Genomic DNA, 12,163 nt, shown 5'->3' with positions numbered 1-12,163 from the left:
GTGACGTGACGGTCATGAGGCTCCCTCGGTGTCGGGCACCGGCGTGGTCGCGCCGAGGAGCTCGCTGCCCTTCATCCGTCCCGAGAGGCGACATCCGGAGCGCTGGCTCCGGGCCGGGTCACCTCCGAGCTTACCCCGGGGTCACGCGGCGCTGATCTCCAGGCGGACGTGGGTGCCGTCGACGCCGGTCCAGAAGTGCAGCACGTCGCTGAGCTGCCGGGCGAGCCAGACGCCGCGTCCGCGGACCGAGCGGACGTCGGGGCGACGGAGCCCGGGCGTCGTGGTGGTCATGTGCCCGGTGTCGTGGATCTGGGCGACGACCTGCCCGGGCCGGGTCCACCAGGCCAGCGTCCCGCGGCCGGGACCGTGCTCGATGCTGTTGCTCACCAGCTCACCGATCGCGAGGACGAGCCCGTCGACCTGCTCGTCGCTCAGCCCGGCCTCCTCGCCGTGCCGCCTCGTGGCCTTCCGGACGCCTCGCAGGGCCGTGACGCCCTCGAACGTCGCGAGGTGGTTCGGCGGCCCGAGCGGGGGCGCGGGCGGGGCGGGGACGGACGCGAGGACCTGGTCCGGGGTGCGGTAGCGCGGGTTCGGGCTCGCGTGGGAGCCGTCGAAGAGCTCGGGGTGGTTCCAGTACAGGTAGCGCTCGGTGTCCTCCGAGGCGCCGGTGGCATCGCACAGGCAGACCAGCGTCACCGGCAGGCCGCTGAGGGCGAGGTTGCAGCTCGCGTCGACGACGCTCCAGAAGTCGGGTGCCGACGAGCGCGGACCGGGCCCGCCCACGGTGCTGCTGTCGCTGAGGACGAGCGCGGCGCGGCCGTCCGCCGTGAGCTCCCGGAGCCGGTCGGCCCGGCGGGAGGCCGTCGTCTGCCCGCTGTAGCTGTAGGGCTGCGCCGGCTCGCCGAAGACGACGTCGTCCGCCGCGCTCCCGAGCCGGCGTTCGAACGCGCCGCGGGCGGGGTCGTCGATGGCGGCCCAGACGAGGTCACCCCGCGTGAGCGCCTCGGTGAGCATGGGCGCCAGCGTCGCCACGAGGCCGTCGACGTCGTGGAAGAAGACCGCGAGGTGGCGGAAGGGGTCGGATGCCGTGGTCATGATGACGGTTCCTCCCGGTCGAGGACCTCGAGGCGGTCGGTGATCCCGAGCATGTCGAACATGCGCCGGGTCTGGCCGTGTCCGAGACGCACCGCGAGGCGGCGGTTCTCGTCGTCGGCGGCACCCTGGGCCAGCAGCACCAGGCGCACCCCGCAGGAGTCGACGTACTCGAGCGCGGCGAGGTCGAGCACGAGCACCGCGGGGGCCTCCGCCTCGGCCGCGGACACCTCGTCCTGGGCCCTCGGCAGCGTGTCGTTGTCGAGCTCCCCGGACAGGACGAGCTCCAGGCGCCCGCCGCAGGACGTGCGCGTCACCTGCAGGAGGGCGGCGTCCTCGCTCATGGCGCCGCCCGGATCACGAGGAGGGCGACGTCGTCGCGGAGCTTCCCGTCCTGGAACCCGGCGATCGCATCGAGGACGCCGTCGGCGACGGTGTCGGCCGATGTGTCGGCGAAGGAGGCGACGAGCGACGCCAACCGGTCGGGGCCGAAGAACCCCTCGGGTCCGCGGGCCTCGGTGACGCCGTCGGTGTAGAGCAGCAGGGCGTCGCCGGGGGCGAGCCGGACGTCGGCCTCGACGAGCTCGGGATCGGGGTAGACGCCCACCAGTGTGCCGGGGACGTCGAGCCACTCGACGTCGGCGCCGCCGCTGTCGCTCTCCGGCGGGGCGTGCCGCAGGACGATCCCCGGCGGGTGCCCGCCGTTGACGAGGGTGATCGTCACTCCGTCCGGGTCGACGGTCAGGGCCCCGTGCACCATCGTCGCGAACCGCGCGCGGGAGCCGCCCTGCCGCAGCATCGCAGCGTTGACCCGGCGCACGACGTCCGCGGGCCCGAACCCGTGACGCACCTCGGCCTGGACGGTGTGCCGGATGAGCGAGGTCAGCGCGGCGGCCTGCGGGCCCTTGCCGCAGACGTCGGCGACGGTGAGCGCCCATCGCCCGCGCTCGGGGTCCTCGTGGATGTCGTAGAGGTCGCCGCCGACGTAGACGTCGGTGAGCTCCGGGTCCGGCGGTCGGTAGCGGCCGGCGCACTCGACGCCCGGTACGTCGGGGAGCGCGCTGGGCAGCAGTGCCGTCTGGAGCGTGCGGGCGACCGTGCGCTGTTGCTCGTAGAGGGCGGCGTTGTCGATGGCGACCGCGGCGGTGGCGGCGAGCTGGCCGACGAACGTCAGGTCCGCCTCGGTGAAGCGCTCCCCGGACTCCGCGTGCACGAGCGTCAGGGCGCCGAGGCTGCGCCCGCGCACCAGCAGCGGCACGACGATCGCGGAGCGCAGCCCGATCGCCCGGATCAGCTCGAGGTGCGTCTCGTCCCGCGCGGACGCGACGAGCAGCTCGTCGGGCACGTCCTCCATGACGACCGGCACCCCGCTGCGGGCGACCTCGATGGCGCCGCCCGGGGCCTCCGGGTCCGGCGGATAGCGCCGCTCGAGCTCCTCGATGAACGCGATCTTCGCGGGGTCGAGGTGGGCGACGGTGACCCGCTCGACGCGGGTCCCGCGGACGAGGTGCACCGCGGACCAGTCGGCGATGCCCTTGACGACGAGGTCGCCGAGCTGGCGCAGGCGCTCCTCCACCGACAGCGGCGCCTCCATCAGCCGGCTCGCCTGGGCGAGGAACGCCATGCGGTCCCGCTCGCGTTCGGCGGCGCCGCGCGCTTCGAGCTCGGCCGTGTAGAGCCGCGCGCGGTCGAGCGCCTGGGCGCACAGTGCGGCCGCGGCCATGAGGAACTCCCGCTCGGACGTGTCGAAGGACCGGGGCTGGTAGAAGCTGAAGACCACGGCGCCGAGGTCGCGGTCCTCGACGAGCAACGGCAGGCAGGCGGTGGCCTGGTGCCCCTCGGAGACCCCGAGCGGGGCCATCTCCGGGTAGCGCGCGTGCCACTGGCCGGCGTCCTCCAGCCACACCGGGGCGCGGCCCAGGACGGCGTCCGACATCGGCCGCCCGCGCTGCAGCGGCACGCGGGCGAAGAGCCGGTGCGTGTCGCCCGGCCAGCCGTGGTGGTGCAGCGCCTCCATGACGTCGGAGCCCTCGGGGCGGCGGTAGGCGATGCACGAGTCGGCCCCGATGAGCGCGGCGGCCGTCGTGGTGGTCAGGCGTCCGATCTCCGCGGGCGTCGCGGCGCGGGAGAGCTGCTCGGTCAGCTGCTGGAACCCGGCGGTGCGGGCGCGGGAGCGGTCGCCGTCGTCGGGGGCCACGCGCAGCAGCAGCCCGGAGATGCGACCCGGGCCGACGCCGAGGGGCGTGCAGCGGATGACGTGTCCCGCCTCGTGGGGGACCCGGCTCGCCTTGCCGGACCGGTAGGCGGTGTCGAGGGCGTCGGCGAGCTCCGGGAGCGCCTCGCGCAGTGGTGTGTCGAGGTGGATCGCGCCGAGGACCTGCCGGCCGAGCGGGCTCAACGCTCCGAGGGCGTGGTCGTCGCCGGACGTCACGGCGAGCACGCCGGGAACTACGTCGAGTAGCTCATCGGCGCCGACGTTCACCCGCAGGACCCTATAGCGCACGGTGACCGGCGCACAGTGGCCCGATCGGTGACGAAGAGTGATTGTCTCAGGGCGCGGGAATCTGTCCGGGTCCCGTGTCGATCGGGGCCGACGGCGTTCGACCCAGGGGTGAGAGGGTCGAACGGAGGCCCTGCCGACCAGGGGAGAGAGCGATGAAGTACATGCTGATCATGCGGGCCACCGACGAGGCCTACGCGGCGATGGCGGATGTCGACATGACCGAGATGATCGACCTCATGGGCCGGTTCAACGACGAACTGATCCGGGCCGGCGTGCTGCTCGCCGCCGAGGGGCTCGACGACGCCGCGACCGGCGTGGTCGTCGACCACTCCTCCGAGCCTCCGGTCGTCACCGACGGGCCCTACGGGGAGACCAAGGAGCTGTTCGGCGGCTTCTACCTCCTCAACGTGTCGTCCCAGGAGGAGGCCGTGGAGTGGGCGAAGCGCCTCCCGGGCACCGGGAAGGGCTTCAAGACCGAGGTCCGCCGGGTCCCGACGATCGACGAGTTCCCGCAGGACAACGAGTGGATCCAGAAGGAGCGGGCGTGGCGCGAGGCCACGGGTCAGCTCTGATCACCTCGCCCCGAGATGGTCGACCCCACCGGCCGTGAGGCCGTCGCCGCCGTCTGGCGGATCGACTCCGCGCGGATCGTCGGCGCGCTCGCGCGCTACACCGGCGACTTCGCGCTGGCCGAGGACCTGGCCCAGGAGGCCCTGGCCGCGGCCCTCGTGACCTGGCCCCGCGACGGGGTGCCCGACAGCCCGGCGGCGTGGCTGCTCACCGCGGGACGCCGCCGGGCGATCGACGCGTTCCGTCGCCGCTCCGCCCTCGACGACCGGTACGCCGCCCTCGCCCGCGACCTGGGCGAGGGCGGCGCGGTCGCGGGCGGCGCGCCCTCCGACCCGGGGGAGGTCGACGACGTGCTGTGGGACCCGGACCAGATCGACGACGACGTCCTCGCGCTGATCTTCATCTCGTGCCACCCGGTGCTGTCCCGGGAGGCGAGGGTGGCGCTGACGCTGCGGGTGGTCGGCGGTCTCACGAGCGACGAGATCGCCCGTGCGTTCCTCGTCCCGACCGCCACCGTGCAGGCGAGGATCACGCGGGCGAAGAAGACGCTCGCGGCGGCCCGCGTGCCCTTCGGGGTGCCGCCGGCCGCCGAGCGCGCCGAGCGCCTCGGCGCCGTGCTCAGCGTCATCTACCTGATCTTCACAGAGGGCTCGACGGCCACCTCCGGGGACCAGCTGGTCCGGCTCGACCTCGCCGGCGAGGCGCGGCGCCTCGCCCGCGTGCTGGCCCGGCTCGCCCCCGACGAGCCGGAGGTCCACGCGCTGGTGGCGCTGCTCGAGCTGACCGCGGCGCGCTTCCCCGCCCGGACCGACCCGGACGGCGAGCCGGTGCTGCTCGAGCACCAGGACCGGCGTCGCTGGGACCGGGCGGCCGTCCGGCGGGGGCGGGCGGCGCTCGCGCAGGCGGAGGCGGCCGGGCGGGGCCTCGGCTACTACGGCCTGCAGGCCGCGATCGCCGAGTGCCACGCGGGGGCGGCGTCGGTCGACGAGACGAACTGGCCCCGCATCGTGCTCCTCTACGAGGCCCTCGGGCGGCTCGCGCCGTCCCCGGTGATCGAGCTGAACCGGGCGGTCGCGGTGTCCATGGCCGAGGGCCCGGGGGCTGCGCTGCCGATCGTCGACGATCTCGTGACCGCCCCGGCCCTCGCCGGCTCGCACCTGCTCCCGAGCGTCCGCGGGGAGCTGCTCATCCGCCTGGGACGCCACGACGACGCGCGCCGGGAGCTGGCGCGCGCCGTCGAGCTGTGCGGCAACGAGCGCGAGCGGTCGCTGCTGCGGCGCAAGCTCGCGGACCTGGGCTGATCCGTCAGACCTCTTCGACCGATCGCGCCGGGGTCTCCCGGCGCGCCGGCTCGCGGGTGGCGAAGAGCATCAGCAGGGCGCCGATCACGGCGAGCGCGCTCATCACGATGAAGCCGCTGGTGAACGTCCCGGTGGACGACACGATGAACCCCATCACGGCGGGCGCGACGATACCGGCGAGCGCGAACGCGGCGTCGGCGAACCCGGCGGCGCTGCCGGGCTGACCGGGCTCCGCGTCGATCGAGGCGACCCACCAGATGCCGCCGGTGACGAAGCCGAAGCCGACGCCGAGCGAGATGAAGATCAGCGCGACGGTCAGCGTCGGGTCGACGAAGACCGGGATCAGCGAGGCGCCGGAGAGCAGCAGCGCGCAGCCCATGATCGTGAAGCGGCTGCGGATGCTCTGCGTGCGGCGGTAGACCCGGTCGACCAGGAAGCCACCGACCAGCGCGCCGACGACGCCGGCGGCCCAGGGCGCGATCGAGAACGCGCCGACGGCCTTGATGGACAGGCCGTACGAGGTGGAGAGGAACTGGGGCAGCCAGTACATGAAGCCCCAGAACATGAACCCCCAGGAGAAGTACCCGACGGCGACGATCCAGAGGTTGCGGTTGGTGAGCAGCGAGCGCCAGTCGACGCTGCCGGACCGGTTCTCCGACTCCTCGATGTCCTGGCCCGCGGCGATGAACGCCCGTTCGGCCTCGTTGACCCGCGGCGACTCGGACGGGGTGTTGCGCAGCAGGCCGATGGCGACGGCGGCCCAGGCGACGCCGAGCACGGCCATGACCCAGAACATGCCGCGCCAGCCGACCGCGCCGATGAGGTTGGTGAGCACGGGGCCGGCGATGAGCAGGCTGCCCGAGACCGCGACGCCGCCGATGAGCGCCAGCGCGAAGCCGCGCTCGGCCCGGGGCAGCCAGCGGCTCACCGTGCGGGTGGCCGCCGGGAAGGCGGGCGCCTCGCCGGCGCCGAGGATGATCCGGATCAGCAGGAGGCCGACGAAGCCGCCCGCGAGCGGGACGAGCGCCGTGGCGATCGAGAAGATCGTGATGGCGACGAGCAGGACCTTCCGTGGCCCGAACCTGTCGACGAGGGGGCCGGACAGGAACGCGAAGACCATGTACCCGATCGCGAAGGCGCTCGAGATGATGCCGTACTGCGCGGTGGAGATCCCGAATTCCTGCTGCAGCGGCTGCACCGCGTACGAGACCGCCGACCGGTCGATGTAGTTGATGACGATGAGGACGACGATCAGAACGATCGTCGCCCACCGGAATCGTGTCTGCATCAGCGCACCTGTCGGTCGGGAATCCGGCACCGAAGAACTGTTCCGCCGAAGGGAACGTTCTCGTCATTGCTCGTCCATCGAGGTTCCCAAGACCGATGTTGCTGGTCAAGAGGCCAGCTCATGGTCGAGAGAACCGTTTCGCGCACTGTTCCTCTGGTGGGAACAATGCTCAGAGAAGCGCGCCCGTCCGGTTCATGAGATCGGTGACGCGACGACCGCCGCGCAGTTCCCGCACGGCGTCGACGACGGCGGGGACGTCCTGCTCCGGCACCGAGCGCACGGCGTTCGTGCGGAACTTCTCGGCGACCTCGTCGTCGCCCAGCGGCCGGTCGGGACCGCCCCGGTTGGCGACGATCCGCTCCGTCACCGACTCGCCGGAGTCGAGGCGCGCGGTGAGCACGGCGGGGAACTGGTGCGGGAAGATCGCGGTCGATTCCTCGTCGGCCACGCAGCGCACGCGCCCGGCGAGCGCGAGCCGGGCCGGGTCGGCCGCGGCGGTGTCGGTGAAGTCGTCGTGCGAGAGGCCGAGCCCACCGCCGCCGAGCAGCGCGGCGGCCACGGTGTAGGGACCGCTGAAGGCCGCGTGGTACCCGGACCGCGGCGCCGCCTTCTCCTCGGCGGGCTCGGCGATCGTGCGCAGGACGGGGGCGGGCGCGCCGAGCGTCAGCTCGACGACCCGCTCGGCGGTGATGCCGTCGGACCGCATCCGCAGCGCCGCGTCGATGCCCGCGTGGGTGAAGTGGTTGCAGGGATAGGGCTTGGTGAACACACGCAGGGTCTCCCAGTGCTCTCCGAGATCGTCGGTGACGCGCTCGACGTGGGTGCGCTCGCCGCAGAAGGCGCGCAGGAACCCGAACCGGCCCTCGAGCACGGTCGGCGGGCCGGTGAGGCCGTGCCGCGCGAGGTCGGCGGCGGCGACGCCCGCGTGGGCGGCCCACCCGCAGTGCACCCGCTTCACGGTGCCGCCGGTGCGGTTGGCCTCGATGATGCCGGCGCCGGTGCTCGCCGCGATGCCGATCGCCGAGGTCAGTCCCTCGGCCTCCAGACCCCGCAGCATCCCGGCGGCCACCGCCGCCCCGACGGCCCCGCAGATCGCGGTCGCGTGCTGGCCGTGCTCGAAGAAGACCGAGTTGCCCAGCTCCTCGTCGTAGCCCGCCATCCCGAGCCGGCAGGTCAGCTCGACGCCCACGGCCGCGGCGTCGAGGTACGCGGTGCCGGACGCGCCGACGGCCTCGGCGGCGGCGAGCGCCGCGGGCAGGACGGCCGCCGACGGGTGCAGCACCGACGGCAGGTGGGTGTCGTCGAAGTCGAGGCTGTGGGCCAGCGTGCCGTTGACCAGCGCCGCCGACGGGGCCGGGAGCCGGCGCCCGTCGGCGAGCGACGTCGCGGCGCCCGCCCCGCCCCACTCGGCGACGACGGCGGCGACGACCCGCGCCGGCTCCGCGTCGCGCGCGGCGAGGCAGTTGCCGAGCAGGTCGGCGGTGCGGGCGACGAGGTCGTCGCGGAGCGCGTCGGGCGCCCCGTGCACGGCGGTGCGGGCGGCGAAGGCGGCGAACTCCTGGGCGGGGGTGAGGGCCGGTGCCGGGCTCATGCCGCGACCACCGCGACGGGACGCACCGGCGACCCGGTGCCGCCGACGATGCGAAGCGGGGTCAGGACGAAGAGGAACTCGGTGAGCCCCTGCGCCGCGGCCTCCTCGAGCGCGAGGTGCTCGACGATGTGGATGCCGTGCTCGACGAGCAGGATCCGGTGCACGGGCAGCACGCGGTGCCCGTCGCCGGCCGGGATCTGCTCGAACGCGGTGGTGTCGGCGCCGGCGGCCACCACCCGGCGCTCGGCGAGCCACCGGGCGCCGTCCTCGGTGACACCCGGGACGCCGGTGTCGTGCCCGAGATAGGACGCCGCGTCCTCGAACCGGCGCGCCCACCCGGTGCGCACCAGCGCGGCGTCACCCGGACCGGGCTCCGCGCCGGCGCGGTGGGCGGCCGCGGCCAGGTCGTCGGCGGTGACGCCCTCCCCGGGGCCGAGCGCGTCGACCCCGCGCACGGCGGGGATGTCGAGCAGCACGCCGCGGGTGATCATCGCCGGGATGTGCTCGGCGCCGTGCTCGCTGTGGCGACCGCCCCGCTGGGCGGCCTCGGCGTCGATCCCGCCGTGCAGGCAGCCGTCCTGGCTGACGTGGGAGAGCGCGTCCACGTGGGTGCCGACGTGCCCGCCGGTGACGACGATCTCGTTGGACGCGGAGCCGCCGTCGGGGCGGACCATGTCGCCGTGGCGCCGGATGAGCGTCATCCGGAAGCCGGGGTGGTTCGGCGAGCACGGCATGCCCGTGAACAGCGGCTGCCCCAGCTCCACGGTGCGGGTGCCCGCGGTGACGGCGTCGATCAGGGCACGCGTGCCCGTGGCGGTCGTCATCGGTCCTCCTCAGTGAGGGTGTCGGGGAGGGTGTCGGGGAGGGTGTCGGCCTGGTGGAGCACGCGGTGGGCGCCGGCGACGACGGCGGGGTCGACGAAGCGGCCCCGCGCGTCGACCCACGCGCTCTCCCCGCGGCCGGTGGCGTCGGTGAGCGAGCCGAGCAGTGCCCGGGCGTCGGTGACCTCGTCGAGGCTCGGGGTGAACGCCCGGTGGACGGCCTCGACCTGCTTCGGGTGGATCACCGAGCGGCCGTAGAACCCCTGGTCGCGGGCCTCGCGGCTGTCGCGCTCGAGCCCACCGGGATCGGCGAGGTCGGTCCAGACGCTGGTGATCGGCGCGGCGATCCCAGCGGCCCGGCACGCGACGACGACACGCTGGCGCGCCCAGGCCAGGGCGTCCGGGCGCCGGACACCGAGGTCCGCGGCGAGGTCGGCCTCGCCCAGCGAGACCGCGACCACCGACGGGTGCGCCGTGGCGAGCGCGTAGGCCTGCTCGACACCGAGGGCGGTCTCCAGCAGCAGGTGCAGCGGCAGCCCGAGGCGCTGCGCGAGCTCCGCGACCGTCTCGGGGTCGCCGGCCTTGGGCACGCGCACGCCGTCGAGGTCGGTGCCGGTCAGGGCGGCGAGGTCGTCGGCCGACCACGAGGTGCCGACGGCGTTGACCCGCACCCACAGGGGCTTGGTCCGCGGCAGGCTCGCGGCCCGCACCGCGGCGTCGCGCGCGGACTCCTTCGCCCCGGCGGGCACGGCGTCCTCGAGGTCGAGCACCACGGCGTCGGCGGGCCCGGACAGGGCCTTGTCCAGAAGCTCCGGGCGGTGCGCGGGGACGTAGAGCCAGCTCCGCGCGCGCCCCGGGCCCGTCACAGCGCCCCCGCCGCCCGCAGTTCCGCCAGCCGGTCGGCGTCGATCCCGTGGCGGGCGAGCACCTCCGCGGTGTGCTCGCCGAGGCGCGGGCCGGCGGTCCGGACGCGGCCCGGGGTCTCGGAGAGCCGGAACGGCACGTTCTGTAACCGGATCGGGCCGAGCTCGTCGTCGTCGACGGTGACGACGCTGCCGAGCGCGGCATACTGCGGGTCGGCGAGGACGTCGGCGGCGGTGTAGATCGGGGCGACGGCGGCCTCGGCCTTCTCGAACGCGGCGACGACCTCGTCGCGGTCCCGCTCGGCGATCCACGCGCCGACGGCGTCGTCGAGCTCGTCGGCGTGCTGCGCGCGCCGGGCGCCGGTGGCGAACCACGGCTCGTCGATCAGTTCCGGCCGTCCCACCAGCCGCATCACGCGCTCCGCGATCGACTGCGCGCTGGTGGACACCGCGACCCAGCGGCCGTCGGCGCACTCGTAGGTGTTGCGTGGGGCGTTGTTGGACGAGCGGTTGCCGTGCCGGGGCTGCAGCTCGCCGAGCTGGTCGTAGGCGATGAGCTGGGGCCCGAGCACGGTGAGCAGCGGCTCGATGATCGCCATGTCGAGCACCTGGCCGCGGCCGGTCTGCTCGCGGGCCCGGAGCGCGGTCATGATCCCGAACGCCGTGGTCAGTGCGGCGACGCCGTCGGCGAGGCCGAAGGGCGGCAGCGTCGGGGGCCCGTCGGGCTCGCCGGTGATGGCGGCGAAGCCGCTCATGGCCTCCGCGAGCGTCCCGAAGCCCGGCCGCGAGGAGTACGGCCCGAACTGGCCGAAGCCGGTGACCCGCGCGAGCACGAGTCCGGGGTTGGCCTCGTGCAGCACCTCCGGGCCGATGCCCCAGCGCTCGAGCGTGCCGGGCCGGAAGTTCTCGATCACCACGTCGGCGTCGGCGGCCAGGGTGCGGAAGACCTCCTGCCCCTCCGGGGACGAGAGGTTCAGCGTGATGGCCTGCTTGTTGCGGCCGAGCATCTTCCACCAGAGGCCGACGCCGTCGCGCTGGGCGCCGTGGGTGCGCGACGGGTCGCCGCGCGGGTGCTCGATCTTGATCACGTCGGCCCCGTGGTCGCCCAGCATCGTCGCGGCGAGCGGCCCGGCGAACAGGGTGGCGACGTCGAGGACCTTGAGTCCCTGGAGAGCGCCTGTCGGAGGGGCATCAGTCATCCGGCATTCGTCCTTCCTGCTCCGCTGACCGGGGTGCGGCCCGGATCGCCGCCGAGGCGCCGGGAGATCTGGCCGGCGACGGCCACGACCCGGGGCCCGAGCTCGGTCGCGACGGCGTCGGTCATCCGGTAGCGCGGGCCGCACACCGAGATCGCCCCGAGGACGTCGCCGCCGACACCGAAGACGGGTGCGGCCACCGATCCGGCGTCGGCCTGGCGCTCGCCGGCCGAGACGGCCCAGCCACGGGCGGCGATGGCGTCGAGTTCGGAGCGCAGGGCCACCGGGTCGATCGGGGTGTGCGGCGTGAGCGACTCGAGCCCCGCGGCGAGCACCTCGTCGCGCTGCTCCGGGTCGAGGTGGGCGAGCATGCACTTGCCGGAGCTGCCCGCGTGCAGCGGGAACCGTCGGCCCAGCTCGACGGTCATCTTGATCTCGTGGAGGCCCACGACCTGATCGAGGTAGACGCGGCCGTGCGGCACCGGTGTGCTCAGGGTGGCCGTCTCGCGGGTCTCGTCACGCAGCCGGCGCAGCAACGGCAGGGCGGCCGAGCGCAGGTCCGACTCGCGCAGCGCCCGGGCCCCGAGCGCGGCGACGGACGGGCCCAGCCGGTACTCCCGGCTGACGGGGTCGAGGACGACCATGTCGCGGCCGGCCAGCGACTGCAGGATGCGGTGCACCACCGCCTTGCTCAGCCCGAGCTCCCGCGCGATGCGCGTGACCCCGAGCGTCGACGGCCCCTCCACGAACAGCAGCAGCACGTCCGCCACGCGCGAGGTCGACTCCGTCCCGCCTCCGGGCTCGGCCATGTCGCCATCCTCCGTACCGTTGGACGGAACGTAGCGTCGCTGCGTTCCGCGCCGGATGTCAAGCGCGACGTGCTGCTCTTGCCGTCGTCGTGCTGAGCTGCTGTCATGCGAAGCGAGGGCTTCGGGAGA

At 74.3% G+C, this 12,163-nt stretch carries 11 protein-coding genes; 2 read left to right on the top strand and 9 right to left on the bottom strand.

Annotated elements, in window-relative coordinates:
- Window positions 1-141 precede the first annotated feature (141 nt).
- Genes PH189_RS09630 through PH189_RS09620 form a run of 3 tightly spaced genes read right to left on the bottom strand, consistent with a single transcriptional unit; the run spans window position 142 to window position 3,574 of the window.
- Window positions 142-1,095, bottom strand: coding sequence for an ATP-binding protein (locus tag PH189_RS09630; protein ID WP_274188561.1), 954 nt, complete (start codon window positions 1,093-1,095; stop codon window positions 142-144).
- Window positions 1,092-1,436 (bottom strand): STAS domain-containing protein, encoded by a 345-nt coding sequence (locus tag PH189_RS09625; protein ID WP_274188560.1) that lies wholly within the window; start codon window positions 1,434-1,436, stop codon window positions 1,092-1,094. The genes PH189_RS09630 and PH189_RS09625 overlap by 4 nt, the downstream gene beginning before the upstream one ends.
- Entirely contained in the window at window positions 1,433-3,574 is a 2,142-nt protein-coding gene (locus PH189_RS09620) for a GAF domain-containing SpoIIE family protein phosphatase (protein ID WP_274188559.1), read from the bottom strand. Before PH189_RS09620 ends, PH189_RS09625 begins: the two co-directional genes overlap by 4 nt.
- Window positions 3,575-3,747: 173 nt before the next feature.
- Here PH189_RS09620 and PH189_RS09615 point away from each other — a divergent pair, with 173 nt between their 5' ends.
- Together PH189_RS09615 and PH189_RS09610 are read left to right on the top strand one after the other, a co-directional pair.
- Window positions 3,748-4,167, top strand: coding sequence for a YciI family protein (locus PH189_RS09615; RefSeq protein ID WP_274188558.1), 420 nt, complete (start codon window positions 3,748-3,750; stop codon window positions 4,165-4,167).
- Between the two features lie 15 nt (window positions 4,168-4,182).
- Window positions 4,183-5,466 carry an RNA polymerase sigma factor gene (locus tag PH189_RS09610; RefSeq protein WP_274188557.1) on the top strand — a complete coding sequence of 428 codons (1,284 nt, stop codon included), beginning with the start codon at window positions 4,183-4,185 and terminating at the stop codon, window positions 5,464-5,466.
- A 4-nt stretch (window positions 5,467-5,470) separates the two neighbouring features.
- Here PH189_RS09610 and PH189_RS09605 read toward each other — a convergent pair whose 3' ends face one another.
- The 6 genes from PH189_RS09605 to PH189_RS09580 form a co-directional block, all read right to left on the bottom strand.
- Entirely contained in the window at window positions 5,471-6,754 is a 1,284-nt protein-coding gene (locus PH189_RS09605) for an MFS transporter (protein ID WP_274188556.1), read from the bottom strand.
- Window positions 6,755-6,923: 169 nt separating this feature from the next.
- Complete coding sequence (locus tag PH189_RS09600) at window positions 6,924-8,345, bottom strand: MmgE/PrpD family protein (RefSeq protein WP_274188555.1); 1,422 nt, start codon at window positions 8,343-8,345, stop codon at window positions 6,924-6,926.
- The gene (locus tag PH189_RS09595) at window positions 8,342-9,169 is read right to left on the bottom strand and encodes a cyclase family protein (RefSeq protein ID WP_274188554.1); all 828 of its coding nucleotides are present in this window, start codon (window positions 9,167-9,169) and stop codon (window positions 8,342-8,344) included. The genes PH189_RS09600 and PH189_RS09595 overlap by 4 nt, the downstream gene beginning before the upstream one ends.
- Complete coding sequence (locus PH189_RS09590) at window positions 9,166-10,032, bottom strand: HpcH/HpaI aldolase/citrate lyase family protein (RefSeq protein WP_274188553.1); 867 nt, start codon at window positions 10,030-10,032, stop codon at window positions 9,166-9,168. The genes PH189_RS09595 and PH189_RS09590 overlap by 4 nt, the downstream gene beginning before the upstream one ends.
- Entirely contained in the window at window positions 10,029-11,228 is a 1,200-nt protein-coding gene (locus tag PH189_RS09585) for a CaiB/BaiF CoA transferase family protein (RefSeq protein ID WP_274188552.1), read from the bottom strand. The genes PH189_RS09590 and PH189_RS09585 overlap by 4 nt, the downstream gene beginning before the upstream one ends.
- Window positions 11,225-12,034, bottom strand: coding sequence for an IclR family transcriptional regulator (locus PH189_RS09580; RefSeq protein WP_274188551.1), 810 nt, complete (start codon window positions 12,032-12,034; stop codon window positions 11,225-11,227). The genes PH189_RS09585 and PH189_RS09580 overlap by 4 nt, the downstream gene beginning before the upstream one ends.
- Window positions 12,035-12,163 lie beyond the last annotated feature (129 nt).

Source organism: Actinomycetospora chibensis (genome assembly GCF_028737215.1).
In the GTDB taxonomy this organism is placed as follows: Bacteria; Actinomycetota; Actinomycetes; order Mycobacteriales; family Pseudonocardiaceae; genus Actinomycetospora; species Actinomycetospora chibensis.
The sequence above is the reverse complement of the archived record's forward strand: the minus strand, read 5'-3'. Positions and strand labels throughout refer to the sequence as shown.

Excerpts from the sequence above, each read along its gene's own strand:
- PH189_RS09630 (WP_274188561.1), bottom strand. The coding sequence starts at position 1,095 with ATGACCACGGCATCCGACCCCTTCCGCCACCTCGCGGTCTTCTTCCAC.
- PH189_RS09625 (WP_274188560.1), bottom strand. The coding sequence starts at position 1,436 with ATGAGCGAGGACGCCGCCCTCCTGCAGGTGACGCGCACGTCCTGCGGC.
- PH189_RS09615 (WP_274188558.1), top strand. The coding sequence starts at position 3,748 with ATGAAGTACATGCTGATCATGCGGGCCACCGACGAGGCCTACGCGGCG.
- PH189_RS09610 (WP_274188557.1), top strand. The coding sequence starts at position 4,183 with ATGGTCGACCCCACCGGCCGTGAGGCCGTCGCCGCCGTCTGGCGGATC.
- PH189_RS09605 (WP_274188556.1), bottom strand. The coding sequence starts at position 6,754 with ATGCAGACACGATTCCGGTGGGCGACGATCGTTCTGATCGTCGTCCTC.
- PH189_RS09600 (WP_274188555.1), bottom strand. The coding sequence starts at position 8,345 with ATGAGCCCGGCACCGGCCCTCACCCCCGCCCAGGAGTTCGCCGCCTTC.
- PH189_RS09595 (WP_274188554.1), bottom strand. The coding sequence starts at position 9,169 with ATGACGACCGCCACGGGCACGCGTGCCCTGATCGACGCCGTCACCGCG.
- PH189_RS09585 (WP_274188552.1), bottom strand. The coding sequence starts at position 11,228 with ATGACTGATGCCCCTCCGACAGGCGCTCTCCAGGGACTCAAGGTCCTC.
- PH189_RS09580 (WP_274188551.1), bottom strand. The coding sequence starts at position 12,034 with ATGGCCGAGCCCGGAGGCGGGACGGAGTCGACCTCGCGCGTGGCGGAC.